Genomic DNA, 26,527 nt, shown 5'->3' with positions numbered 1-26,527 from the left:
GATGCAGAATTAACGATTGTGAACGATGCTGCTTACCGCTGCCAATTCTGCTGCTTCTTGCTCTTGCTGCTCTTGGCGCTCACGTGCATCTAGCACATCTTTAGTGATAAGGCCGTCTTCGATTTCGCGTAGAGCGATAACGGTTGGCTTATCGTTCTCTTCCGGCACTAGTGCATCTTTACCGCCAGTTTGCATTTGACGAGCGCGGCGAGCCGCAATCAGAACTAAGTCGAAACGGTTGCCAACTTTTTCAACAGCGTCTTGAACAGTTACGCGTGCCATGGGAACTCCAATAGTTAACTAAAATATTAAATGACGAGAAAGTATACAGCCTTACGTGCAGATATACTAGCAACAGGCTGTGTCTAATTCTTATTGGTGAATGAGGAAAAGACTCAGTTCGCCAAAAGAGCAGAGAGCATACTGCTATATTTAGCAGCTTGCTTATCTTGCTTCAATCTTTCTGCACGAATAATGGCTTTAAAATCCATAATAGCAACGTCAAAGTCATCATTCACAATCACGTAATCGTACTCACTGAAGTGAGAAATTTCGGATTGGGCTTCGTTCATGCGTTTTGCAATCACAGCTTCGCTATCTTGACCACGTGCGGTTAGGCGACGTTCCAACTCTTCGCGAGAAGGTGGCAGAATAAATAGGCTTTTCGCATGAGGCATTTGCTGGCGAATTTGACGTGCACCTTGCCAGTCAATATCCAAAAATACATCAATGCCTTTATTCAAGGTCTCTTCAATCCAAACGCGAGAGGTGCCGTAGTAATTGCCAAAAACTTCAGCGTATTCTAGAAATTCACCTTTAGCGATCAGCTCTTCAAAGTGCTCTTTTTGTACAAAGTGGTAATGAACACCATTTTGTTCACCCGGTCGCATGCCACGAGTGGTATGGGATACCGATACCTTCATTGCATAAGTTGGGTTACGTTCCAGCAAAGCTGAAATTAAACTGGATTTACCAGCGCCACTCGGTGCTGAAACGATATAAAGAGTGCCTTTTCCCATCTGTTCGGTTCCACGTCTGGTTAGGATTGTGTGCAGAAACGGTTTATTTCTACACCCTAAAGATAGCACTGACCCTGCGGATTCACTGCAGATAATGAAGAGAGAGTCAGAAAAATGGAGGCGAAGATTATCACGATCCTAAGGATCTTCTCAAGTGAAAGCGCATTCAAACCATGGGTATTATGCTTAGGATTTTTGGACGAAAAGAGGTCGAAAATAAAAAATAATCGGTTGGGAAACGTTTGCTGTTGTACTCGGATATTGAAGAGGGGATAGAGCTGCGTATAATCGCGTCTGGCTGTTTGGTGTGCAGAATCTAACCGCAGCAAAACAACATGAATTTTATTTTGGGTTCCCTCGCCCCCAAATCAAACTAAAAAGGTCACATTGATGAATTCTTTTACTCCCGCGCAGCAGCGCAAAGCGTTAACTTACCTCGTTGGTTTCCACCTTCTGATTATTGCTTCTAGCAACTACCTTGTGCAGATTCCGTTTACGGTCTTTTCATTTCATACCACTTGGGGCGCATTCACTTTCCCGTTTATCTTTCTCGCCACCGATTTAACGGTTCGTATATTCGGAGCATCGATGGCACGTAAAATCATCTTCTTGGTGATGTTGCCAGCGTTGGTGGTCTCATATCTATTGTCGGTGGTTTTCTTCCAAGGAAGCTACCAAGGGTTAGCCACTCTGGGTGAATTTAACTTGTTTGTTGCACGTATTGCTGCCGCAAGCTTTATGGCTTACTTGTTAGGGCAAGTAATGGATGTGCAAGTGTTTAACCGTCTGCGTCAGATGAAACAATGGTGGATTGCACCTACCGCTTCAACGTTATTTGGTAATGCACTAGATACTGTGGCCTTCTTTGGTGTGGCGTTTTATCACAGCCCAGATCCATTCATGGCGCAGCACTGGACAGAGATTGCGACTGTCGATTACAGCTTTAAACTGATCATCAGCTTAGGTCTGTTTGTTCCGCTTTATGGTGTATTGCTCAATTACCTGATTCGTAAACTGACCACGATTAATCCTCACTTTAAAGCCACTTATGCCAATGCGCGTTAAGGCTTTTTACAGTCATTTTTTTGCTGCCTAAAAAGTAAAGCCCAACAGGTTGTTGGGCTTTTGGGTTATGGGTGACCGAAAACTCATTAATGGTCGTGAGCTTCACCTGCACCTTTTGGATAACGGATTGATTCCACCATATCCTGTACATCACTTGGTACTTCGGCAGTGAATTTGTTCACCACGATCGATACCATAAAGTTCACACACATACCGAGTGTACCAATCCCTTCTGGGCTGATACCAAACCACCAGTTAGCTGGCACGTTCGCCGCTGGGTTGATGAACTTGAAGTAGATAATATAAGCCGCGGTAAAAGCGATACCCACTAACATCCCGCAGATTGCCCCTTCTTTGTTCATCTTCTTATAGAAGATGCCCAAAATGATGGCCGGGAAGAAGGATGACGCTGCCAAGCCGAAGGCAAAGGCGACCACCTGCGCCACAAATCCGGGTGGGTTGATCCCTAAGTAACCTGCGCCGACGATGGCGACTATGGCGGCTAATCGGGCTGCAAGCAGCTCCTGCTTATCCGTCATATTGGGCTTAAAGCCTTTCTTCAATAAGTCGTGGGAAATTGAGGTTGAGATAACCAGCAATAGACCCGCAGCCGTTGAGAGTGCAGCGGCTAAACCACCTGCAGCCAGCACGCCAACAACCCAGTTCGGTAACTTAGCCATCTCTGGTGATGCGAGTACCACGATGTCACGGTTGATGGTCATTTCATTACGACTGTCGCCTGAGTAGAACATACGACCATCGCCGTTTTTATCTTCCCATTTCACCAGACCTGTGTTTTCCCAGTTTCTGTACCAAGTTGGTGCTTCTTCTGCGACCACACCGCGCATCTCAGGGCCGTTGATAGAGTCAATCAAGTTGACACGAGCAAAGGCTGCTACTGCTGGTGCAGTGGTGTATAGAATCGCGATGAACACGAGCGCCCAACCGGCAGAGACACGAGCATCGGATACTTTAGGTACGGTAAAAAAGCGAATAATAACGTGAGGTAGTCCAGCCGTACCGACCATCAGAGCTGCGGTAATGAAGAACACATCGACCATACTCTTTGAGCCATCGGTATAGGAGGTAAAACCGAGCTCTTGAGTTAGGCCATCCAGTTTATCGAGTAGGTAGGTATCGCCACCCACAGAGGTCGAGCCAAAACCGATTTGAGGAATTGGGTTTCCTGTCATCATCAACGAGGTGAAAATGGCTGGAACCATGAAGGCGAAGATCAACACGCAGTATTGAGCGACCTGAGTGTAGGTAATGCCTTTCATGCCGCCCATGACCGCGTAGAAGAACACGATCGCCATACCAATCACAATACCCACGTTAATGTCCACTTCAAGGAAGCGAGCAAATACCACGCCTACACCGCGCATCTGTCCTGCTACATAAGTAAAGGAGATGAAGATGGCACAGAATACCGCCACCATGCGGGCTGTTTTGGAGTAGTAACGGTCACCAATAAAGTCTGGAACAGTAAACTTACCAAATTTACGTAGGTAAGGAGCTAAGCAAAGAGCCAAAAGTACATAGCCGCCAGTCCATCCCATTAAATACACCCCACCATCGTAGCCGATGAAGGAGATGATCCCTGCCATGGAGATGAACGATGCTGCAGACATCCAGTCCGCTGCGGTTGCCATCCCGTTTGCAACAGGATGAACACCACCGCCAGCGACATAGAACTCACTGGTTGAAGCTGCGCGCGCCCAAACGGCAATGCCGATATAGAGAACAAAGGTCAATCCGACCAAAATAAATGTCCAAGTTTGAATATCCATAACAAACTCCACTTAATCTTCGTGTACGTTGTACTTCTTATCTAGTGCGTTCATTCGGGCCACGTAGATAAAAATTAAGGCGACAAAGGTGTAGATCGATCCCTGCTGAGCAAACCAAAAGCCCAGTTTGAAACCGCCAAACTGGATAGCGTTGAGGTTGTCAACAAACAGGATGCCAGCGCCGTAAGAAACCAAAAACCACACTGCAAGCAGTGTCCCCATCAAGGTAAGGTTCTCTTTCCAATAGGCTTGTGCTTGTTCACTTGACTCAAATGACATGGCCTTCTCCTTAAGTATTGTCCTAAGTTGGTTGTTAACATAATGTTACGCATTGATGTTAGCAGTGAAGAAAGCCACTATCTGTGCAACTTTAGTCGTGGACCAAAGCAGAATATGAGTGCCTTTCTAAGGGTTTGGAGAGAAAAGTGAGACAGTGATCTTGTTAATTAAGTGTTAACATAGCCAAAGGTATAATGACTTTTTCCGCATAATGAGAAATGGAATCGGTCAATAAGCCGACGGTTTAGTAAATCCACGATACACTTAAAAAGAAACTGATCGCATATGTGTTCGGCTTTGGCGTGGTAAAGAGATCTCGTGTCGGACATGCTCAAACGAGAGGAAAAATCTCATTAGATGCGAATTTGATCATCTTAGGGAAATATTGACATAAGGGTGGGGATAAAACAGGGTAATCTAATCTCTAAAGCCTCATTCAGTGTGTTAAAGTCGAGATGTACAAATGTGCAACATGCTTGCATAGATAAAGCTCAGCCTTAATTATTTAAAAAAATACCAGTTTTACCGCATTATCAGTTGGAAGGAGAGAAAGTGGACGCTATTACCATCAATAGCTTTTTTTTAATCGGTGCATTGCTGATTGCGTTGAGCGTCATGCTAAGCCCTGTGTCTTCAAAATTGGGTATTCCTATCCTGTTACTGTTTTTGCTTGTGGGCATGTTGGCGGGTGAGGATGGTCCAGGTGGTATCCAATTTGATAGCTATTCCACTGCTTATCTTGTGAGTAACTTAGCGCTTGCCATTATTTTGCTTGATGGTGGTATGCGAACTCGAGTTGCTAGCTTTCGCGTGGCATTTTGGCCTTCTGTCTCTCTCGCTACGATTGGTGTTGCAATCACGACTTTTATCACTGGTCTATTGGCCATGTGGTTGTTTGACCTGAGTTTACTACAGGGTTTATTGGTCGGCGCTATTGTGGGCTCGACTGATGCAGCTTCGGTTTTCTCTTTATTGAAAGGGCGTAGCCTCAATGAAAGGGTGGGGGCGACTCTAGAAATTGAATCCGGTACTAACGATCCGATGGCGGTATTCTTAACGGTTACCTTCATTGCGGTATTGGCGCATTCGTCTGCCGATATGAGTGCTGGATTTTTTGCTTTGAGTTTCATTAAGCAATTTGGTGTCGGTGCTTTTATGGGGCTGGCTGGTGGCTGGATTTTATGGTGGGTGATCAACCGTAGTTCATTACCTGAAGGCCTTTATTCGATCTTAACCCTTAGCGGCGGCCTTATCATGTTTGCACTGTCTAACGCTCTGGGTGGCAGTGGCATCTTATCTATCTATTTGGTTGGCCTGTTATTGGGTAATCGTCCAACTCGCAGTCGCCATAGTATTCTCAACGTGCTTGATGGTATGACATGGCTAAGCCAAATCGGCATGTTCTTGGTGTTAGGGATGTTGGTCACGCCAAGTAATCTGCTTGATATCGCGGTACCAGGCTTGGCGCTGGCAATCGGTATGATCGTGTTAGCTCGTCCTCTGTCGGTATGGATTGGTTTGCTGCCATTTCGCAGTTTTAGTTCACGTGAGAAATGGTTTATCTCTTGGGTGGGTCTACGTGGTGCCGTACCGATTATCTTAGCGGTTTTCCCTATGATGGCGGGATTGCCTAATTCTCAACTCTACTTCAACTTAGCTTTCTTCGTGGTTATGGTGTCGCTGATTGTGCAAGGCGGTACATTAACGAAAGCGATGAGCTTAGCGAAAGTGGAGCTACCACCAAAACCCGAGCCAATTTCTCGCACTGGTGTGGAAATTTACCCGACCAGTGAATGGGAGCTGTTCATCTACAAACTGAAATCGGATAAATGGTGTATCGGTGAGCCGCTGCGTAATCTTTTCATGCCAGATGGCACGCGTATTGCGGCAGTATTTCGTGATGACACTTTAATGCACCCTTCTGGTAGTACCAAGTTAGAAGAAGGTGACACCTTATGTGTGCTTGCTCAAGAGAAAGATTTGGAAGCCTTGAGTCACCTATTTAGTGAGGCGCCAGAAAAAGCATCGTTAGCCCGTTTCTTCGGTGACTTCTTCTTGGATGTAAAAGCCAAACTGAACGATGTGGCACTGACCTATGGTTTGGACTTAGGTGAGTTCAATGTCGACATGACGTTGCAAGATTTGGTCATGCAGCATCTGGGTACCACGCCAGTTCTTGGCGACCATTTCGAATGGCAAGGCCTGCAGTGGATTGTCGCTGATGTGGTTGATTGGCAAGTGACTCGCGTAGGTTTGCGTCTTCCTCCTGAAGAGGAAGAGCAAGAGAGTGATGTTGCTGCCGATGATGTGGTGACTAACTAATCGTTCATTTCTTTAAGCAGTATGACCGCTTGAGTCCGATTTTTAACGCCAAGTTTGCGGAAAATAGCGGTCATATGTGCCTTAATCGTCGCTTCAGACACATTCAATTCATAAGCAATTTGCTTGTTCAATAGACCATCCGAGAGCATTCCCAGCACTTTATATTGTTGCGGTGTTAATGCGGCGATACGTTCAGCCAGGTCATTAGTCGGGATGGTGTCGTTCACCAATCCTTGTGGAAAATAGGGTTCGCCGTCCAATACTTGGTTTAGGGCGGAAATCAGAGTGCGCATATCGCTGGATTTTGGAATAAACCCGAAAGCACCATAATGTTTTACTTGGGTCACGACTGACGATTCTTCACTGGCGGAAATCACGACGATCGGCAAATCGGGGTAGTCGGCGCGTAATTGGATAAGGCCTGACATGCCGTTAGCACCTGGCATTTTTAGGTCAAGTAGCAGCAGATCAACGTCCGGCTCTTTTTCCAAAAGCTCTAATAGAGCATTTAGAGAGTCGGTTTCCAGTAGGTTCGCACCACTGATAGCCATATGCACAGATTGGAATAAGGCATTGCGAAACAGTGGATGATCATCAGCGATGATTATGGTGTAGTTAGACTCCATCACGTTACACACTTTTAGCAATTTAGTTAATTAAAGTATGTGCGTGTTTGTTGCTTTCAACAATGTACTGTCGCTAAAAGTCTGAACTCTATCCGGTTTTTGCTATGAGCTTGATTGATTATAGTGGAGGCTGTCGCACTTCATTTCTTAACATTAAAGCTCAAATTGAGAAAGATGCTGATTAAATTGTGGCGCTTCCATAAATCCGGTAACGCGCGCAGCGTTTTGCAGGTCTCCTTGTGCATTCCAAAAATCAATGGTGGGGAGCCCCAAGACATTCATCTTCTTCATCACAGCAATATGGTCTGGAGTATTCGCGGTGACATCGATTTGCAGTAACACAAAGTTGCTTAAGTGTTGGCGAATTAAGGGAGTGCTAAAGGAGTATTTTTCAAACTCTTTGCAAGCGACACACCAATCAGCGTAGAAATCGAGCATCACTGGCTTGCCCTGTTGCTTAGCCCAGCTGAGCTGCTGATTTAGCTCATCAAGGTTAGTAATGGCGGTAAAGGGCAAGGATGGAGTTTGTGCTGCAACTGAGTTCTGTTGCGAGGCGATGTTATCTCCTTGCCACCACTGCCAAAGCCCTTGCGCAGAAAAGAAGCAGCCCAATATGGCAACTAACGTAAGTAAGCTGTGATACCAACGAACCACATTCACTTGTCTTAATACATGATAGACCCAAGCAAAGCTAATTAGGCCGAGTAGTGACCAAAGGAGCGTAACGTAGGTTTCTGGAATGATGCGTTCGAGAAGAAAAATCGGGGCCGCAAGTAGAATAAAACCAAATAGGGTTTTGACGTGATTCATCCACAATCCCGCTTTAGGCAATAGGCGTTGTCCAAACATTGCCGCAAGAATAAGTGGAATCCCCATCCCAATTGAGAGTGCGTAAAGCGTAATGGCTCCGGTGACTAGATCGCCTGATTGAGCAACATAGAGTAGCGCGCCAGAAAGCGGAGCTGTGGTGCAAGGAGAGCAAACCAAGCCGGAAATCGCCCCCATCACAAACACACCAAGGGCATGACCGCTTTGTTGTTGATTGCTCCATTGGGTAAGTTTGGTTTGTAAACTGCTGGGAAGTTGTAAGGTGAACAGACCAAACATGGAAGCCGCTAAAAGTAAGAACAACACACTCAGAGTAATCAGCACTACAGGTTGTTGTAGTGCTGCTTGGAACTGCACGCCGGCACTAGCAACGATCAGTCCAAGCACGGTATAAGTCAGAGCCATGCCTTGAACATAAATAAGGCTAAGTGCCAATGTTTTACCTGGTGAAAGCGATTTTTGCCCTAATACCAAGCTGGTCAAAATAGGGTACATGGGCAATACACAAGGGGTAAACGCCATGCCGATCCCAAACAAAATAAACAGTAATGGTGCCCACCAGTGGGTAGCCAATTGTTGGGCTAGAGATAATGAGCTGGTGGACGATGAAGTGTTCGTTTTGCTGCCCATCTTAGGGGCTGCAGCGGGTGAAACTGTAGCTGATGGCGCTGCACTAAATGACGCAATCTTAATATGACGAGTTTCAGGGGGATAGCAAAATCCCGCTTCGGCACAACCTTGGTAGCTAACGGTGATCGTGGCGCCCGCTTGGTAATCGCTAAGAGGTACGGAGAGAGAAGTCGGTGTTGTGTAAATATGGACTTCACCAAAAAATTCATCATGATGAGGAGTGGCTGTCGGCATCTCATATTGACCGAGTGTGACCTTATCTGCGGTTATCGACATGCGCTCTTGGTAGAGGTAATAGCCAGGCTTAATTTGCCAGTCGAGATACAGCTGATTTCCTTGCTGATAACTACTGAAATTGAACGCCTCGTCGACAGTGACAAAACTCTCTTGTTGAGTCGGGAGGCTGAATGAAGATTGGTTGCCAAACGCTCCCCACGCATTAAAACAGGTGAGTAGAATAATCCAAGAGGAGAGTAGGCGAATCGTTGTCATGACAGGTCACTATATCAATAGGTTATTTCAAATCAGTTGAATGAATCATAGCGCAAAGAGTTGCACTTAAGGAATAACATTTGTCCAGAGGATGGGTGTCAAATAAGTATCTTAGGACAATAAAAAAACCTCCCGAAGGAGGTTTTCTTGAACAAATCGTACTTATTCGTAGCGTTTTGCTTTGTACTGTGGACGCATCAAGTTCTCTGGAGAGAAGATGTCATCTAGCTCTTCTGCAGTCAGCAGACCGCGTTCAAGAACCACTTCACGTACACTCTTACCTGTTTCAGCACAGATCTTACCTACGATGTCGCCTTGGTGGTGACCGATGTATGGGTTTAGATAAGTAACGATACCGATAGAGTTGTAGACGTAACCTTCACACACTTCTTTGTTAACGGTGATGCCATCAACACATTTGTCGCGTAGGTTTACACACGCATTAGAAAGCAGTTCGATAGACTCAAACATACTTTGTGCGATAACAGGTTCCATTACGTTTAACTGTAATTGGCCGCCTTCTGCCGCGAAAGAAACGGTGTTGTCGTTACCTAGTACTTTAAAGCACACTTGGTTAACCACTTCTGGAACAACAGGGTTTACTTTAGCTGGCATGATTGAAGAACCCGCTTGCAGCTCTGGCAAGTTGATTTCATTCAAACCTGCACGAGGGCCAGAAGAGAGCAGACGTAGGTCATTACAGATTTTAGACAGTTTTACTGCTAGGCGTTTTAGTGCGCCGTGAGTCATCACGTAAGCACCACAGTCAGAGGTTGCTTCGATCAAGTCTTCAGCAGGAACCACTTCAAGGCCAGTTACTTCTGCTAGGTGTTTAACCGCAAGCTGTTGGTAACCAGGTGCTGTGTTCAAACCAGTCCCGATTGCTGTTGCACCCAAGTTCACTTCAAGCAGTAATTTGGACGTGTATTGCAGTGCACGGATCTCTTCGTTAATTGTTACAGACCAAGCATGGAACTCTTGGCCTACAGTCATTGGAACTGCATCTTGCAACTGGGTACGACCCATTTTTAGAATGCCTGTGAACTCTTGGCTTTTTAGGTCAAAAGCGGCTTTTAGGTATTCAATAGACTCAATCAGTTTTTGCACACTGTTATATACCGCAATACGGAAACCTGTTGGGTATGCACAGTTTGTGGATTGGCTGCGGTTAACGTGATCGTTTGGGTTAATAAATTCATATTGACCCTTTTCTTTGCCCATTAACTCAAGTGCCAAGTTGGCAATAACTTCGTTAGTGTTCATGTTAACTGACGTACCTGCACCACCTTGGAATACATCCGAAGGGAATTGGTCCATGCATTTGCCAGTTTGAAGCATCACATCACACGCTTGGATAATGTAATTTGCGATATCTTTAGGTAGTACACCTAATTCCTTGTTTGCTAATGCTGCCGCTTTTTTGGTCATTACCATGCCGCGAACAAACTCTGGAACGTCGGAAATAGTGACTTTAGAAATATTGAAGTTTTCAATTGCACGTACAGTGTGAATACCGTAATAAGCGTCTGCCGGTACTTCACGTTGACCCAGTAAGTCTTCTTCAAGACGAACGGTTTTCTTAACCGCTTCTGGAGTGCTAGTTAGGGTTGCCATAAAGGATCCTTTGAGAATGATGCTGATAAAATCCGTACCAAGAGCCATTTCTGTCTCTAGAATCCCTTCTTAATTATTGCGGGGAGTTCGTCCTGACTTCCGTGGCGAATCATACTTTAACTGGAAGACGAAAATAAGTAGACGGATCACTTTTTTCAATAGTGGAAAGTTTGATTTACAGATTACGGTTTTCCACTAGGCTCAGCTTCTCAACTCCATGAATAGAAACGCAGTTTTTGCCTTTACGTTTAGAACGATACAGTGCTTGGTCTGCATTACTAAAGGTGACTAGTGGGTCTTCGGTCAATTGTGCGATGCCCACACTGATGCTGACATTGTGTTTTGGCCAGCTGGCAATAGAGACTCGAATGCGGTTCATCAGTTTTGCCGCGTGATCTAAATTGCTGTGTTGAATGATGACGGCAAATTCGTCCCCACCAATACGTGCAATAAAATCGGTATCACGCATCAACGACTTAAGCTGAATTGCAACATATAGAATGACCTCGTCACCGACAGCGTGACCCAAAGAATCGTTAATGGACTTAAATGAATCAATATCAAGTACCGCTAAGCAACTGTTTGGTTGGTCGGGATAGCGCTGTCTTAACCGTGAATTATAGGTCAGCGTCTGTTCAAACTTTTTCTTATTCCAAAGTGAGGTGGTTGGGTCGCGCTCACTTTTTTCTTTCAGCTCCATTATTTCATTATGATGCTCAGAGATATCCGCAAAGGAGTAGACGTAATATTGAACGCGTTTAATTTTGTTGAACAGAGTTTTAATGATGGTTTGGCATATCATTTCATCGCCATTGGGCGATTTAAGGACAAATTCTCCTTGCCACTCATTAGTGTTACTCAAGGCTTCGGTAATAAGGGCTTGTTTCTCTTTTGTTGGTTGGAAATAGAGTAGGTTTTGTCCTAATAAGCGCGCAGGGGAGATACCGACTAAATCGGCAAATTGATTGTTAGCACGTAAAATAGTGTGGTTTTGATCGGTTAACACAATCGCCATGCCATTTTCTATGGCATATTCGGCATAGGTTCGATCCATTTTTATCTGGCGATAGGTTTCCCAATACAGCGCAAAAACGATTGAAAAGAGCCCGAGCAATAACCAGATAACGATCGCATCAGAGCGAATGATATTGTCACGTTCATGGAACATTGCCATGACGTATGCTCCGGGGTAACTGGTAACGAGATTCAGCGTCCCTGAATTGGTGAAGAGCGAATTGACAAAGGGCTGATAGATAAAAAGCCCGTCATTATTACTGAAAAATGTGCCCTGGCGATTAGGCTGTTCCTTGATCTTTTTCCATAATTCCGGATTATCGCTGGGCAAATTATTCGATGCTCTTTCAAAGATCAGATCACCAAACAGCTTAGATGGGGCGCTACTAATAATGTAAAAGCCATCGTTATCAACGAAATCTACCGCCAAATTTTGGGTATTGTGTGTCATTTGACGAATGACGGCTAATACATCCAAATTGGCAATAAAATAACCCAGCCGCTCAGAAGGGCTATCGACAGGCATGATGAGGCGTAATCCCGGTTTATATGGAATGACTGGCTTCTCATGTTCATATTCTAAATCGATACCAAATAGTCCTTCCTCACCAGGTTTAAGTTGCTGAGCATAACGAAAATAATCACGGTGACCTTTGGCCTGAAGTTGGCTATCAGGGACGATAAATGGGAAAGGGCTACTCTGTGTATAATCAACGCGAATCAATTCATTACCCACTTTATCTAGATAACGTAATTGATAAAACAGTGTTGAGTTATACGAAGTGACATACCATTGATTAATCAGATAGTGTTTCAATCGAGCGCTGGGCTCTTTGGCAAAATCCAACAGCAGCTCAGAGTGACTTAATTCGTCAAACGTTTGCTTGATTTGGTTGGTAGTACGATTTGCTTGGGTATCGACGTACGACAAAAATTGCTCACCACGTTGCTCTAATCCTTTGAGCAAGAAATGGTGTGCCGTTGTCGACAAATAAAAGAAGTAAGCAAGCGGTATGACGGAAAGCGCCAACCACAGCAACGTTGCTCTTATAAGGGTGCGTCTAACACGTTTCATTATGCTATTTATTGATTATTATTATCCTATTTAAAGGCTAGTCCAGCGTCCTATTTTTTGCCATGTTGTTTTCGTTGTCTGATGATGAGAACACACAATGAGTCTAAAGATTGCGATAGCTGATCACTTATTACTTGCCTTACCGAGATTGCACCAAGAGAGGTTAGTCGTTATGGTGGACTCGTTAACTAAGGAGGCATTGTGTTCCCAATCATTTTATTGCTGTTTATTGCAGTTCCTATTATCGAAATCAGCTTGTTTATTCAGGTCGGTGGTGTGTTAGGTTTATGGCCCACAATAGGACTAGTGCTATTAACGGCTTTTGTTGGTGCCTCGTTAGTCCGCAGCCAAGGGATTCAAACGTTATTGAGTGTGCAACAGCGCTTGCAGCAAGGTGAATTACCCGCTCAACAGATATTTGAAGGTGTAGTTTTGGTTGTGGCAGGACTTCTCTTGTTAACCCCTGGCTTTTTGACTGACTGTACAGGGATGATTTTATTGCTCCCAGCGCCAAGAGCAAAAGTCGCACAGTATTTGATGAGCAAAATGACGCTGACTACCATGGGTGGTTTTCACTCATCACAACGGGGTCCTTTTGAGCACTCCTCTCAAGAGGGTAGAACTTTTGATGGGGAGTTTGAACGCAAAAATGATGATGATCACCGTTTGCGTTAATCAAAATGAAAAGCGCCATCCAGAGGATGGCGCTTTGCAAATGAACCAAATTAAGAGCGCTTTATAACCCGCCGTTAAAACCTAACTGACGCCAGACTTCATATGCGATGATAGCGACCGAGTTGGATAAATTGAGGCTGCGAGCATCAGGCATCATTGGAATACGAATTCGTTGTTCCATTGGCATGCTATCAATCACTTCTTTTGGTAAACCGCGAGTTTCAGGGCCAAACAGCAAAATATCACCCTCTTGATATTGAGGATCAATGTGATGACCAGTGGTTTTGGTTGTACAGGCAAAAATACGGTATTGCTCGCGTTCAGTCGCAAGAAAATCAAGAAATGCTTGGTAGTTTTTATGGCGGGTTACGCGAGTAAGGTCATGGTAATCCAATCCTGCACGACGAACTTTCTTCTCTTCCAAATCAAAACCTAATGGCTCGATTAAGTGAAGGGTCGCTCCACAGTTCGCACATAGGCGAATAATGTTACCCGTATTAGGGGCGATTTCAGGTTCGTACAGCGCAATTTCAAACATAATCCACATCCTTCTTAATTCAGGACACGGAGTATATACCCAAATGACCTCAAGGTGCAGGATTCAGAACTCAATCAACGGGTCCATTTTTGTATTGGATTGAGTTAAAGAAGGCGGTAGAAGAGAATATGGCTACTGTTGAGCTTAGTAGCCATAAATCGATCAATTACGCAGAGATAGCGTGTTGATAATTTTGTGCGACCGCATCCCAATCGACCACATTCCACCAAGCATTGATGTACTCTGGGCGACGGTTTTGGTAGCTGATGTAGTAAGCGTGTTCCCAAACATCCAGAGCGAGGATAGGTTCACCTTTAACTTGAGCAACATCCATCAATGGGTTGTCTTGGTTGCTGGTGGACGTAATTTCAATCTCACCCTCTTTGACAATCAGCCAAGCAAAACCAGAACCGAATGTATTGATGGCAGCTTGAGCAAAGGCATCTTGGAATGCAGCAAAACTGCCGTATTTCTTATTGATTGCTTCAGCCAGTGCCCCTTTAGGTTCACCACCACCGTTTGGACTCATGCAATTCCAATAAACGATGTGGTTGAAGTAACCGCCACCATTGTTACGAATGGCCGGTGCTAATGAAGAGATCTGGCTGAAGATCGCTTCAATAGATTGATTTTCGTATTCAGTCCCTTTTACTGCAGCAATGAATTTATCGAAATAAGTACGATGGTGTTTGCTGTAGTGTACTTCCATGGTTTTAGCATCAATGTACGGTTCAAGTGCATCGTATGCGTAAGGTAATTCTGGGAATGTGTGAGCCATAACGTATCCTCCTTTTGAGTAGGATTATGTTATTGCTAATCATTCTCATTATCAACTTGATCTTTGTGTGGTTTTTAACCTTCGATAGGTAAAGTGAACTGAACTTGCAGTCCGCCTAGTTCACTGCGACTCGCTTTTATCGAACCACTGTGCTGACGAATCGCACTTTCTGTAATCGCTAAACCCAATCCTGTTCCGCCTGTAGAGCGGTCGCGCGCTGTCGAGACACGATAAAAAGGACGAAAGATTTGGTCTAACTCGGAGTCGGGGACACCTTCACCATTATCTTTAACCGTGACACATAGCTCTTGTTGATTGACCTCAAACGCTACATCAACCACATCTTTGCCATATTTAATGGCATTACGAACGACGTTCTCTAAGGCACTCATTAATAATTTGGGATTGCCAGAAATACGGACATTCGGAATGTCGTCATAGCGCAAGGTTTTGTGCAGCTGTTCGGCTTCAAATTGCGCATCGCTTAACAACTCTTCCCATAAGCTGCTCAGTGGTTGAACTTCTCGGCTCATGTGGCTATCGGTTTGCATACGCGATAGCTCTAGAAGCTCACCGATCATCTGTTCAAGACGCTGCGCCTCTGTGTCGATACGTTCCAATTCCACGCTTGCGCCCTGTTTTCTGGTCGCTAAACCCGTTGCCATCCGTAAACGTGTAAGTGGAGAGCGTAACTCATGGGAAATATCAGAGAGTAGACGTTGCTGACCAGAAATCATCGAGTTAACCGCCCCAACCATTTGGTTGAAGCTATGTCCTGCGGAGCGAAATTCTGATGGTCCTTTTTCTAGTTCGGGATCAACCACAAAGTTACCTTTCGCCACTCGGTCAGCTGCTTTTGCAAAACGCTGGGCTGGCTGGCTTAATGCCCACGCAAGCCAGAGTAAAAATGGCGTACTGACAATCATGACCAGTAACAACAGTTGTAGGGGATGATCAAACAATTGCATCAAAAAAGGCGGTGGACCATCAAAATCAACACCAACAAACAATAGGAGCTGTTGCTGAGCGAGGATGATAGGAAAGGGGCCTGCAATTTGATACTTACCATAGGCTTTTTGCTGCGGCTTCTCAGAAAACTCGGCACTGGATGTGAAGTTTTTCAAGGCGCGATATTTAAATTCAGGACGAATTTTCGGAGAGAGAATATTGCCGTCTAAGGTAGTAATAAAAAAGTCAGGACGATGTTTATCACGTGGTCCATTGGGGCCGGGCTTTTCTCGTAACTGATGCAAAATCCAGTTGAGGTCGTCGATATCGCTAAAACGTCCCATCAGCATATCGCGAGAATCGATCATATGCTGGAACATTTCAGGAGGGATGTGACGAGTTTTCCGGGGATCCATATTCGGGAAAATCACCACACCAACGACAATGATCGCTAGGGTAAGCCAAAAAATAGCAAAAATACGGCCGTATAAACTATTCAGCTTTGGCAGCGTCATTAATCCTCCAACACCATCAGGTAACCACGTCCACGTAAGGTTTTAATGCGAGATTTTCCATCATCGCGTTCAGGTAATTTTTTGCGTAAGTTCGATACGTGCATATCAATCGCGCGATCGAATGCGGCAAGATGTTTACCCAGAACATCAAGACTTAAGGTTTCTTTTGTTAGCGTTTGACCTGGATGCTGAACAAAATGGCTCAGTAGAGCAAATTCAGTGGTCGTAAGATCAAGTAGTACGCCCTGGCAGTATGCTTCTTGTTTGCCTGGGTAAATTTGGATGTCCTGACACTCAAGCATGTCGGAAGCTTTTTGTGTGTGCTGCGGTTGAGTGCGACGCAAAATAGCACGAATACGTGCGAGCAATTCACGATCACTAAATGGTTTTGGCAGGTAGTCGTCGGCACCGAGCTCTAAGCCGATAACGCGATCGATCTCTTCTCCTTTCGCCGTCAGCATTAACACTGGTGTTGACCAATGTTCACGCAGCTTTTTCAGTGTTTCCATGCCGTTAAGACGTGGCATCATCACATCGAGCAAAATAAGATCGACTGAGTCATTAACCGCCGCTAGACCGGCTTCGCCATCGTTGGCTTCTGAAACCATAAAGCCTTCATAACTCAACACTTCTTTGAGCAAACCTGTTAATTCTACGTCGTCATCAATGACTAATATATGCGCCATAACCATCTCACTTGAATGAAAACTTGATTACATTTTACCGTGGGTTGGAACGATAAATTACTGAGAATATCACTCTTTACGTTGATTTACTCCTGCTATACGTCGTTTGACTGCCAGACCAGTATTCTCAAATGGAGCGCTGTCATACAGCTTTTTAGGTTTGAAGAATTGAAGGATGAGCAAATGAATATGGCAAAAAAAGTTCTGTTAGCCACAGTGGTACTTCCTCTGACCATGGCAGCCTCCGGTGCATTTGCAGCCGGTGGTCCACAGGGGCCCAAAGGGGATCGTGCACCACAAGGTGGTTGCGGTCCTGATGGAGAGCAAAGCATTCTGCAACAGCTGAATCTATCAAAACAGCAAACTGAGAAGCTAAAAGAGCTTCATCAGAAAGAACATAAAGCGATGCGTGAAGAGATGAAAGCACTTCATGAAGAAGAGCAATCTATTGTGCTAGCGAAAGATTTTGACCAAGCTAAAGCGACCCAATTGGCGCAAAAATTGGTGAATTTGCAGGTTCAACGTCGCGTAGAAATGATGCAACAACGCCATGATTTGATGGCCATCTTGACTCCTGAGCAGAAAAGCCAATTTGAGTTACTGCAAAAATATCGCATGTCTCAATGTATGCAAGGACCTATGAAAGGTCATGGACCAAAAGGTCGTCCAGATGGTGAACACGGTCCACGTGATGAGATGCCTATGCCAGAGCAACCATAATCTCATCTCGCTTACAAAGCAGCTTCGGCTGCTTTTTTTATTTTATGGTTTATGCGAAGCAACAAATGGCTGGCCAAGCTTTTGTACAGCAGAAATAACAGAACATTATTCGAACAAATCTCTGGTGTTTTGTATAATTAATTCATTGTGTTAGTTGGAACATCATGATGAAAAAAGAATACGAACGTCTCGTTACGACCGCAGCTTGGCTTGCCACTTGCGTTGCTGGCTTGCTCTTGGTGGTGAAATTGGTGATCTGGTGGTTAACTGGGTCAGTCAGTTTATTGGCATCGTTGATCGATTCGATGATTGATATTGCCGCCTCGATAGTGAATCTGGTTGTTCTTAAATACTCATTACAGCCTGCTGACAAAGAGCATACCTTTGGTCATGGTAAAGCCGAATCGCTTGCCGCATTAGCCCAAGCCATGTTCATTTCTGGTTCTGCTGTCTTTTTGATTCTAAATGGTATTGACCGCTATTTCCGTCCTCAAGCACTGAACGCTCCCGAGCTCGGTGTGTATGTGAGCTTGTTTGCGATTGTTGTGACCCTCATGCTGGTGACCTTCCAGCGTCATGTCGTCAAAAGAACCTCTAGCCAAGCGATAGCGGCTGACTCACTGCACTACCAGACCGACCTTTACATGAACGTTGCGATTACCATTGCGTTGGGATTAAGCTGGCTTGGCTTTTCTCAAGCGGATGCTATTTTCGCTGTTGGTATCGGGATTTATATCCTCTACAGTGCCGTTCGTATGGTTCATGAAGCGATTCAAACCTTGCTTGATCGCTCCTTACCCGAAGAAGAAAATAAGAGGATCTTGGAAATTGCCATGTCGGTAAGAGGGATCATGGGCGTGCATCAATTGCGTACTCGCATGTCTGGTCCAATTCGCTTTATTCAACTGCATCTTGAACTGGAAGATAAGATGCCACTTATTGATGCTCACAATCTTTCTGATATTGTAGAGGCCAAATTGCGTAAGGCATTTCCTGGCGCAGATGTGTTGATTCACCAAGATCCTTATTCGGTGATTTTTGGGCCAGAAAGAAAGCAAAAAGCGCAAAGTGTGTATGATATTTAGTCGTGATTTGATGAAGAGAAAACGACTATTCTGACATGAATCAACGCAACGAGATGGTGAGAGTGGCATACTCTCAACCATTAAGAAAACTTGCCGTAAATAAGCAAATAACGGTAGTAATCCTGTTTAGTACAGGTAACATACAAGAATAATAAAAAGATTTAGCTGTGGGGTAACTTGTTGTCTCATAGCGTAAAAATAAATTAATGGGTTCCCAAAATATAGAGGGTGAGCATGATTAAAAAGATCGGGGTTTTGACCAGCGGCGGCGACGCACCTGGCATGAATGCTGCGATACGCGGCGTGGTTCGTACAGCTCTTGGTGCAGACCTAGAAGTGTATGGTGTCTATGACGGTTATCTAGGTCTTTATGAAGACCGTATTGAAAAACTTGATCGTTCAAGTGTTTCTGATGTGATCAACCGTGGTGGTACTTTCCTAGGTTCTGCTCGTTTCCCAGAATTTAAAGAAGAATCTGTACGTGCAAAAGCGATCGATAACCTGAAAAAACATGGTATTGATGCGCTAGTGGTTATCGGCGGTGACGGTTCATACATGGGCGCTAAAAAACTGACTGAAATGGGTTACCCATGTATCGGTCTTCCTGGCACTATCGACAACGATATCGCAGGCACTGATTACACCATCGGTTACTACACTGCACTGAACACTGTTATCGAAGCGATCGACCGCTTACGTGATACTTCTTCTTCACACCAACGTATCTCTATCGTAGAAATCATGGGGCGTCACTGTGGTGACTTAACTCTGATGGCTGCAGTTGCTGGTGGTTGTGAATACATCATTTCTCCTGAAACTGGTTTGGACAAAGAGCAGCTTATTTCTAATATCCAAGACGGTATCAAGAAAGGTAAAAAGCACGCTATCATCGCGCTAACTGAACTGATGATGGATGCTAACAAACTGGCTAAAGAAATCGAAGCAGCAACGGGTCGTGAAACTCGCGCAACCGTTCTTGGTCACATCCAACGTGGTGGTGTTCCAACGGCATTCGACCGTATCCTAGCATCTCGCATGGGTAACTACGCCGTTCACCTTCTTCTTGAAGGTCAAGGTGGTCGTTGTGTTGGTATTCAGAAAGAACAACTTGTTCACCATGACATCATCGATGCGATTGAAAACATGCGTCGTCCAGTACGTAAAGATCTCTACAAAGTGGCTGAAGAGTTGTTTTAATCCATTTTGTGAATCCAAAAGTAAAGACCGCGAATTTCGCGGTCTTTTTTATGTCTACTAGAGAATGATTTCACGTACGTCAGGGTCTTTACGTTCTAAATAGTGAATCGACTTGATACGGCGAATGGTACGGCAACGACCACGAATTAATAATGTCTCTGTGGTTGCAATGTTACCTTTGCGGGTAATCCCATCGAGGAGATCGCCTTTGGTGATGCCAGTCGCTGCGAAGATAACGTTGTCAGTGCGAACCATCTCTTCCAGTGGGAGAACCTTATTCGCTTCTACGCCCATTTCAGCACAACGTTTTAGCTCTTTTGCGCCCCAGATGCGGTTGTCTTCTGTTTCGCCTTTCACTTGGTGACGAGGTAGCAAGCGACCTTGCATATCACCATCGAGTGCGCGAATCACCGCTGCAGATACCACACCTTCAGGTGCTCCACCGATGCAGTACATCATATCGACTTCACTGTCTGGCATGCACGTTAGGATTGATGCGGCTACGTCACCGTCAGGCACTGCAAAAACTCGTACACCCATCTGTTGCATCTCAGCGATCACTTTATCGTGACGAGGTTTAGCGAGAGTAATCACAACCAATTCGGAAAGTGGTTTACCAAGAGCGGTGGCCACATTGTTCAGGTTTTCCACCAATGGTTTGTTTAGATCAATACAACCTTTCGCTTCAGGACCGACTACCAATTTTTCCATGTACATGTCAGGCGCTTTTAAGAAACTGCCTTTTTCGCCCGCAGCAAGAACAGCAAGAGCGTTCGATTGCCCCATCGCTGTCATACGAGTGCCTTCGATAGGATCCACTGCGATATCGACAGCATCACCGCCACAACCCACTTGTTCGCCGATGTAAAGCATTGGTGCTTCATCGATTTCACCTTCGCCGATGACAATCTCACCCGCAATTTCAGTTTTGTTGAGCAAGGTGCGCATTACTTCCACTGCAGCGCCATCTGCTGCGTTCTTGTCTCCACGACCAAGCCATTTATATCCTGCCAAAGCGGCACCTTCGGTGACTCGAGAAAAAGCCATCGCCAATTCGCGTTTCATGTCTACTCCAAACCAAAATTTACGGACAATTTATCGGCGAATTCTAACATATTAATAGGGAAACGTTTGCTGTTTGGACGATCAGAGTTTTGCACTCGATCAAATGTGAGTTGGAAATCCTTGTTATGGTTGAAAAACCGCCATGAAAAACCAACTCGCGACAGACTAAGTTAACTTAGTGTCAATTTGCGCCTTTTTTTTAACCGAATAATGCAAAATCTCGAATATAGAGAGTGTCTATCTGCGTTTGGCTGAGTAGAATGGGAGAAATTTGGTGACAGACGGTGTCACGCCATCCGAATACGAAAGGGTAAGCAACATGTCTTTTGAAGTACTAGAGCAACTGGAAGCAAAAATTCAAACTGCGGTAGACACTATCGCACTGCTACAAATGGAAGTGGAAGAGCTAAAAGATGATAAACAGAAGCTTGAACAAGAAACCACTGAACTAAAAGCCAATTGCGAAGCGATGCAACAAAAAGCAGAGCAAGTGCAGAAAGAGCACGATGCATGGCAAGAACGCATCCGTAGCCTGCTAGGTAAAATGGAAGACGTAGAGTAAGTTCTACCGCACTGCATTGAGATCGAAAAAAGCGCCAAAGTTTGGCGCTTTTTTATTGATCAACTCTGCAACCAATCAATTAGGCCACGCTAGGGCGCACACCTAAGGTATGACATAGCGCATAAGTCATTTCAGCACGGTTAAGCGTGTAGAAGTGGAAATCTTTCACGCCTTCACGACAAAGAATGCGGACCATATCGATTGCTTGGCTAGCTCCAACAAGTTGGCGAGTGGTTGGATCATCATCCAAACCTTCAAATTGTTTTGCCATCCAGCTTGGGACTTTGACGTTGTTTTGCGCTGCAAAACGCGACGCTTGTTTAAAGTTCGAAACTGGCAAAATTCCCGGTACGATTTCGACATCAATGCCTGCTGATAAGCAGCGGTCACGAAAACGTAAGTAACTTTCTACATCAAAGAAAAACTGAGTAATTGCGCGGTTAGCGCCAGCATCGACTTTGCGACGTAGATTTAAAAGATCCGCCTGAGCACTTTTCGCTTCTGGGTGGACTTCAGGAAATGCTGCAACTGAAATATCAAAGTCATGGCGAGATTTAAGCAGTTCCACTAAATCAGATGCGTACATATCAGGGCGACCACCGCCTGCTGGAATATCACCGCGCAGCGCAACGATATTGCGAATGTCGTTGTTCCAATAGTCATCGGCGATTTGAATTAGCTCATCACGAGTTGCATCGATACAGGTTAAGTGTGGCGCGGCAACGAGACCCGTTTGATCTTTGATCTCTTTAATGATCGAGTGGGTACGGTCACGCTCACCGGAGTTCGCACCATAGGTAACGGAAACAAATTGGGGACGTAATGTTTTTAAACGATGCACAGAGTTCCACAATGTTTCTTCCATCTTTTCGTTACTTGGCGGAAAAAACTCAAATGAAACATTGATGTTATCCGATAGCTCTGCAATGTTTTGATTCAGAGCATCGATGTGGCTGGCATGCGTGTATCCCATAATTTTCTCCCTGTGACCTGTCGCCACAATACGAAGCTATTCTCGTTAATTTGTTTCGCCGTTTAGACGTCTATATGTCCAAATAATGTGGTGAATTGCTGTTAAAGTCAACAGCCTAAACATGAATGTTTTTCATGTGGTAGATGAAAAATAGTCACAATAACCTTAAATAATGTAGCAGTACTTGGCAAGTGATGAGATATCAGAGGTCACAGAGTTAAGGGGATTGATAAAGGATAAAATGGGCAGAAAGAAAAGCCTGCATGGTTAGACGCAGGCTTGAAGGAGATTAGAGGAAACTAGACAGGCGGTTTAGATCCGATTGAATCGCACCCGCTGTGACTTCTCGTCCAGCACCAGGGCCGCGGATCACTAATGGGTTATCCTTGTACCATTTACTCTCGATGGCGAAGATGTTGTCACATGGAAGCAAGTTAGCCAATGGATGCTCTTTCTCAAGCGCCTCTACACCTACAGTTGCTTTGCCATTTTTTTCTAGTCTTGCCACATAACGCAGTACTTTGCCTTCGCGTTGCGCTTTTGCGAGACGTTCAGCTAAACGTTTATTGAGTAGGTCACTTTGATCGAGGAAGTCATCCAAAGAGAGATCTGCTAACTCTTCAGGAACCAATGATTCAACTTTCACGCTTTCTGGTTCAATATCGAGTCCAGATTCACGAGCCAAAATCACCAATTTACGCATGACATCCGAGCCATCCAGATCATTGCGAGGGTCAGGTTCAGTAAGTCCTTGTTGCCACGCTAGGTCAACCAGTTCACTAAACGGAACCGTGCCATCGTATTGCTGGAATAGCCAAGAAAGTGTGCCGGAGAAAATCCCCGATAGAGCCACGATCTCATCACCACTTTCACGCAAATCACGCACTGTGTGGTTAATTGGCAAGCCTGCGCCTACCGTGGCGTTGTACAGCCAGTGGCGACTGATTTTCGAGAAGGCTTCTTGCACCTGATTGTAGTACTCACTTGGTGCAGAACCTGCCACCTTGTTTGCCGAGATGAGGTGCATCCCCAGTTCAGCAAACTCTAGATATTGCAGTGCTAAAGTTTCGCTAGCGGTGACATCAAGGATAATCACATCATCGTAATCTTCGAGATTGCTGAGACGTTTTACCCATTCGTTACCATTATTGGCGACAGCTTCATTGGCGTAATTTTTGAGTACGGTATTGGCATCAAGACCCTGCTCATTAAACAGATAGGTTTGACTGTCCACTACCGCGACTAACTCAAAGGCCATTCCGCGGCGTTTTTCTAGCTCTTCTTTCTCTTTGGCAAACAGTTTTAACCAGCTAGAGCCAATGTTGCCCTTACCGCAAAGTGCTAAAGCAATGCGCTTATGAGCTTGGAATAATTGGGTATGAAGACCTATCACGAGTGAGTTGAGATCGGTTTGACGTAGAACAGCTACCAAACTTAACCCTGAATCGGTTTCTGAGATGAACTCAACGGGTTCACCTTTGATTTGTTGATAGAAACCAAAGCAATGGTTGGCGTTAATCGATGCCCCAGCGCCGACCGCCGCAACTAGGCAATAACCCTCTTTGAGTCTCAGTTCAGCTTCAATAGCGCTATCTTGCAGATAAGCTAAAGCACCAGTAACGATTTCACTTGTGTAAGCCAGACGCAACAGGAATTGATCCGCTTGCGCTTCGAAAGCTAATGGTTCCAATTGAACGCGTTTGAGACGTTCTAACACTTCATTTTTGATGCGATCAAATGGATGATTTTGCGAAAAAGTCAGCTCAATTAGCATCACATCATCAAGCGAGGTGATGATTTTGGCCCCACGCCCAGAAGCTAAGATACGTTCAATGCGAGTTGAGCCAGCTTCTGGTTGATAGCTACAGCGTAAGTGCAGTTCGGTAGTGCTCTGGGCGACCGGTTGCAATGTACGACTGTGTAACACAGGAGCTGCAAGGCGAGCCAATTCATTGGCTTCATCGAGACGAAGCAGTGGTAATAAGCAGGCATCGGAGACGATTCGTGGGTCAGCGCTGTAGACCCCAGCAACGTCACTCCAGATAGTCACTTTCGCCACATCCGACAGGGCACCGATAATGGTTGCTGAATAGTCAGAACCATTACGTCCGAGCAACACAGTATCGCCCGCGTTATTTTGCGCCATGAAGCCGGTAATGATGAGACGCTGTTGAGCGTGCTGAGTCAATACCGTTTGCAACAATGGGTATGATGCTGCGCGATCGACTTCTGGTTGCGTTCCTGATTCTGCGCGTAGGAAAGTTCGCGCATCAATCGCCATCGCAGGCATGCGATGCTGATTCAATAGGGCAGCAAGAAGGCGAGACGACCACACTTCACCATGTCCTAGAATAGCAGCTCGTTGAGCGACGCTAATAGGGGCAGCGATTTCTCCCAGATCGCTAATTTCTGCTGCAAGCTGAGTGAGCAGAGTATCCGCTTGTTCACCTTCTAAGAGTCCGGTGATAAGGTCAGCTTGATACTGACGCAGTGACTGTAATGTTTCGTGAGCCACACGGCCGTCTTTACTCAATGCATCAACAAAGGTAATCAGACGGTTTGTGGTTTTCCCTGCCGCAGAGACAACGACTAAGTCGTTGTCCTTGGAATATTCCTTCAATATATGAGCAACGCGCTGATAACACTCAGCGTTCGCCAGGCTACTACCACCAAATTTATGCAACTGGCGTTGTGTAGTCATTAACGAATCTCCTTAGCTTTGCTAAAGGCTTGGTCTAAATCGGCGATCAAGTCTTCCGCATCTTCCAAACCCACTGAAACGCGCAGTAACAGTTGAGAAACACCCGCTTCAGCCAGTGCTTTTTCACCCATAGCGCGGTGAGTCATGGTCGCAGGGTGACAGATAAGGCTTTCTACACCACCTAAAGATTCGGCAAGCGAGAACAGTTGTAGTGAGCTCACGAAGACTTTAAGTTGTTCGTAGCTGCCATTTAGCTCAAAACTTAGCATAGAACCAAAGCCCGACTGCTGTTTCTTCGCAATATCGTGACCTGGGTGGTTTGGTAGGCTAGGGTGGTAGACAACTTTGACCAATTCTTGAGTTAGAAGGTAAGCAAGAATCTGTTTTGAGCTCTCTTCGTGTTGACGCATACGTGCAGGAAGAGTGCGCAGACCACGCAGAGTCATGTAGCTATCAAATGGTGTACCGGTCGCACCAATACAGTTGCCCCACCATGCAATTTTTTCAGCGTGTTCTTTCTCTTTACTGATGACTACGCCACCGATGACATCTGAGTGACCATTGATGTATTTGGTGGTTGAGTGGATAACAAAATCAGCACCAAGAGTCAGAGGTTTTTGATAAACAGGAGTCAGGAATGTGTTATCAACGGCAACTAGAGCACCAATAGCATGGGCTTGTTCACATACCTTAGCAATATCAACTACGCGGACTAATGGGTTAGATGGAGTTTCTAGCAAAATTAATTTTGGTTTTTGTGCAAGTGCTTTAGCAAACTCAGCTTCGTTAGATTGATCGACAAACAACACTTTGAAATCGCCTTTTTGTGAGCGAGTGTTGAAGAGGCGATACGTACCACCGTAGCAGTCATGAGGAGCAATAATAAGGTCTTGTGGACCAATTAGTGCAGAGACCCAAAGGTTCAGAGCGGATGTACCGCAGTTTGTAATGGTTGCACCAACGCCACACTCTAGATCAGACAGCGCTTGTTCAAGCAAGTTACGGTTAGGGTTACCAGAGCGGGTGTAGTCATATTTTGGCACTTCACCAAACGCAGGAAAACCATAGTTGGTTGAGAGGTAAATGGGTGGAACAACAGCATGATATTGAGTGTCTGATTCAATACCGGTACGAACCGCAATGGTCGCTGGTTTGCGCGTGGTCATAAGTGTTTCCTTTCCTGTGTGACTCTGAATTTTGGGCATCCATTGTAGCCCCGACAAAATGTCTCTGGGACTGATGAGTGATGCATAACATCACACTTTACTTATCAAAAAAGAAGACGTCAACACTTCTAGACGTCTATATGTCTTTGCTTATGGCAGTAAAT

Annotated in this window: 23 protein-coding genes; 7 read left to right on the top strand and 16 right to left on the bottom strand. The window is 45.1% G+C overall.

Annotated features, from left to right (window positions below; all coding sequences use genetic code 11):
• Positions 1 to 9 precede the first annotated feature (9 nt).
• The gene (gene rpoZ, locus OCV11_RS15545; RefSeq protein ID WP_261893942.1) at positions 10 to 282 is read right to left on the bottom strand and encodes a DNA-directed RNA polymerase subunit omega; all 273 of its coding nucleotides are present in this window, start codon (positions 280 to 282) and stop codon (positions 10 to 12) included.
• A gap of 113 nt (positions 283 to 395) precedes the next feature.
• A complete protein-coding gene (gene gmk, locus OCV11_RS15540; RefSeq protein WP_261893941.1) occupies positions 396 to 1,019 on the bottom strand; it encodes a guanylate kinase in 624 nt (207 codons plus the stop codon).
• A gap of 390 nt (positions 1,020 to 1,409) precedes the next feature.
• Here gmk and OCV11_RS15535 point away from each other — a divergent pair, with 390 nt between their 5' ends.
• Positions 1,410 to 2,084 carry a 7-cyano-7-deazaguanine/7-aminomethyl-7-deazaguanine transporter gene (locus OCV11_RS15535; protein WP_261893940.1) on the top strand — a complete coding sequence of 225 codons (675 nt, stop codon included), beginning with the start codon at positions 1,410 to 1,412 and terminating at the stop codon, positions 2,082 to 2,084.
• A gap of 86 nt (positions 2,085 to 2,170) precedes the next feature.
• On the opposite strand, the gene OCV11_RS15530 is transcribed toward OCV11_RS15535, so the two are convergent.
• Positions 2,171 to 3,874, bottom strand: a complete 1,704-nt coding sequence (locus tag OCV11_RS15530; RefSeq protein ID WP_261893939.1) for a sodium:solute symporter family protein — start codon at positions 3,872 to 3,874, stop codon at positions 2,171 to 2,173.
• Positions 3,875 to 3,886: 12 nt separating this feature from the next.
• Entirely contained in the window at positions 3,887 to 4,153 is a 267-nt protein-coding gene (locus OCV11_RS15525) for a DUF4212 domain-containing protein (protein WP_261893938.1), read from the bottom strand.
• Positions 4,154 to 4,705: 552 nt separating this feature from the next.
• Between OCV11_RS15525 and OCV11_RS15520 the strand changes: the two genes are divergently transcribed.
• Entirely contained in the window at positions 4,706 to 6,475 is a 1,770-nt protein-coding gene (locus OCV11_RS15520; protein ID WP_261893937.1) for a potassium/proton antiporter, read from the top strand.
• Here OCV11_RS15520 and OCV11_RS15515 read toward each other — a convergent pair.
• From OCV11_RS15515 to OCV11_RS15500, 4 genes are all read right to left on the bottom strand, one after another.
• A complete protein-coding gene (locus OCV11_RS15515) occupies positions 6,472 to 7,101 on the bottom strand; it encodes a response regulator transcription factor (protein ID WP_261896320.1) in 630 nt (209 codons plus the stop codon). The two genes, OCV11_RS15520 and OCV11_RS15515, sit on opposite strands and share 4 nt — an antisense overlap.
• Positions 7,102 to 7,254: 153 nt before the next feature.
• Positions 7,255 to 9,051: a protein-disulfide reductase DsbD gene (locus OCV11_RS15510; protein ID WP_261893936.1), complete on the bottom strand. Its 1,797-nt coding sequence runs from the start codon at positions 9,049 to 9,051 to the stop codon at positions 7,255 to 7,257.
• Between the two features lie 162 nt (positions 9,052 to 9,213).
• Complete coding sequence (gene aspA / locus OCV11_RS15505; protein WP_261893935.1) at positions 9,214 to 10,665, bottom strand: aspartate ammonia-lyase; 1,452 nt, start codon at positions 10,663 to 10,665, stop codon at positions 9,214 to 9,216.
• Between the two features lie 175 nt (positions 10,666 to 10,840).
• Entirely contained in the window at positions 10,841 to 12,754 is a 1,914-nt protein-coding gene (locus OCV11_RS15500; protein ID WP_261893934.1) for a sensor domain-containing diguanylate cyclase, read from the bottom strand.
• Positions 12,755 to 12,955: 201 nt separating this feature from the next.
• Here OCV11_RS15500 and OCV11_RS15495 point away from each other — a divergent pair, with 201 nt between their 5' ends.
• Entirely contained in the window at positions 12,956 to 13,429 is a 474-nt protein-coding gene (locus tag OCV11_RS15495) for an FxsA family protein (protein WP_261893933.1), read from the top strand.
• A gap of 61 nt (positions 13,430 to 13,490) precedes the next feature.
• On the opposite strand, the gene trmL is transcribed toward OCV11_RS15495, so the two are convergent.
• The 4 genes from trmL to OCV11_RS15475 all read right to left on the bottom strand — a co-directional run bounded on the left by trmL (position 13,491) and on the right by OCV11_RS15475 (position 16,894).
• Positions 13,491 to 13,967: a tRNA (uridine(34)/cytosine(34)/5-carboxymethylaminomethyluridine(34)-2'-O)-methyltransferase TrmL gene (gene trmL / locus OCV11_RS15490; RefSeq protein WP_261893932.1), complete on the bottom strand. Its 477-nt coding sequence runs from the start codon at positions 13,965 to 13,967 to the stop codon at positions 13,491 to 13,493.
• A 166-nt stretch (positions 13,968 to 14,133) separates the two neighbouring features.
• Positions 14,134 to 14,745, bottom strand: coding sequence for a superoxide dismutase (locus OCV11_RS15485; RefSeq protein ID WP_261893931.1), 612 nt, complete (start codon positions 14,743 to 14,745; stop codon positions 14,134 to 14,136).
• 74 nt (positions 14,746 to 14,819) lie between these two features.
• Positions 14,820 to 16,208 (bottom strand): envelope stress sensor histidine kinase CpxA, encoded by a 1,389-nt coding sequence (gene cpxA, locus OCV11_RS15480; protein ID WP_261893930.1) that lies wholly within the window; start codon positions 16,206 to 16,208, stop codon positions 14,820 to 14,822.
• Positions 16,208 to 16,894 (bottom strand): response regulator, encoded by a 687-nt coding sequence (locus OCV11_RS15475; protein ID WP_261893929.1) that lies wholly within the window; start codon positions 16,892 to 16,894, stop codon positions 16,208 to 16,210. Before OCV11_RS15475 ends, cpxA begins: the two co-directional genes overlap by 1 nt.
• Positions 16,895 to 17,077: 183 nt before the next feature.
• Here OCV11_RS15475 and OCV11_RS15470 point away from each other — a divergent pair, with 183 nt between their 5' ends.
• The 3 genes from OCV11_RS15470 to pfkA all read left to right on the top strand — a co-directional run bounded on the left by OCV11_RS15470 (position 17,078) and on the right by pfkA (position 19,896).
• Complete coding sequence (locus OCV11_RS15470; protein ID WP_261893928.1) at positions 17,078 to 17,614, top strand: CpxP family protein; 537 nt, start codon at positions 17,078 to 17,080, stop codon at positions 17,612 to 17,614.
• 167 nt (positions 17,615 to 17,781) lie between these two features.
• Positions 17,782 to 18,699, top strand: coding sequence for a CDF family cation-efflux transporter FieF (fieF, locus tag OCV11_RS15465; protein ID WP_261896319.1), 918 nt, complete (start codon positions 17,782 to 17,784; stop codon positions 18,697 to 18,699).
• Between the two features lie 234 nt (positions 18,700 to 18,933).
• On the top strand, positions 18,934 to 19,896 hold the full coding sequence (gene pfkA, locus OCV11_RS15460; RefSeq protein WP_261893927.1) for a 6-phosphofructokinase: 963 nt from the start codon (positions 18,934 to 18,936) through the stop codon (positions 19,894 to 19,896).
• A 57-nt stretch (positions 19,897 to 19,953) separates the two neighbouring features.
• Here the strand turns inward: pfkA and glpX are convergent, their stop codons facing one another.
• Positions 19,954 to 20,961, bottom strand: a complete 1,008-nt coding sequence (glpX, locus tag OCV11_RS15455; protein ID WP_261893926.1) for a class II fructose-bisphosphatase — start codon at positions 20,959 to 20,961, stop codon at positions 19,954 to 19,956.
• Between the two features lie 319 nt (positions 20,962 to 21,280).
• On the opposite strand from glpX, the gene zapB reads away from it, so the two are divergent.
• Positions 21,281 to 21,523 carry a cell division protein ZapB gene (gene zapB / locus OCV11_RS15450; RefSeq protein WP_261896318.1) on the top strand — a complete coding sequence of 81 codons (243 nt, stop codon included), beginning with the start codon at positions 21,281 to 21,283 and terminating at the stop codon, positions 21,521 to 21,523.
• 79 nt (positions 21,524 to 21,602) lie between these two features.
• Here the strand turns inward: zapB and metF are convergent, their stop codons facing one another.
• The 3 genes from metF to OCV11_RS15435 form a co-directional block, all read right to left on the bottom strand.
• Positions 21,603 to 22,496: a methylenetetrahydrofolate reductase gene (gene metF / locus OCV11_RS15445; RefSeq protein ID WP_261893925.1), complete on the bottom strand. Its 894-nt coding sequence runs from the start codon at positions 22,494 to 22,496 to the stop codon at positions 21,603 to 21,605.
• A gap of 289 nt (positions 22,497 to 22,785) precedes the next feature.
• Positions 22,786 to 25,197 carry a bifunctional aspartate kinase/homoserine dehydrogenase II gene (locus OCV11_RS15440; protein WP_261893924.1) on the bottom strand — a complete coding sequence of 804 codons (2,412 nt, stop codon included), beginning with the start codon at positions 25,195 to 25,197 and terminating at the stop codon, positions 22,786 to 22,788.
• On the bottom strand, positions 25,197 to 26,363 hold the full coding sequence (locus OCV11_RS15435; RefSeq protein ID WP_261893923.1) for an O-succinylhomoserine (thiol)-lyase: 1,167 nt from the start codon (positions 26,361 to 26,363) through the stop codon (positions 25,197 to 25,199). Before OCV11_RS15435 ends, OCV11_RS15440 begins: the two co-directional genes overlap by 1 nt.
• Between the last annotated feature and the right edge of the window lie 164 nt (positions 26,364 to 26,527).

The organism is Vibrio porteresiae DSM 19223, from assembly GCF_024347055.1.
GTDB classification, from domain to species: Bacteria; Pseudomonadota; Gammaproteobacteria; order Enterobacterales; family Vibrionaceae; genus Vibrio; species Vibrio porteresiae.
This window is presented reverse-complemented; position numbering and strand designations above follow the sequence as displayed.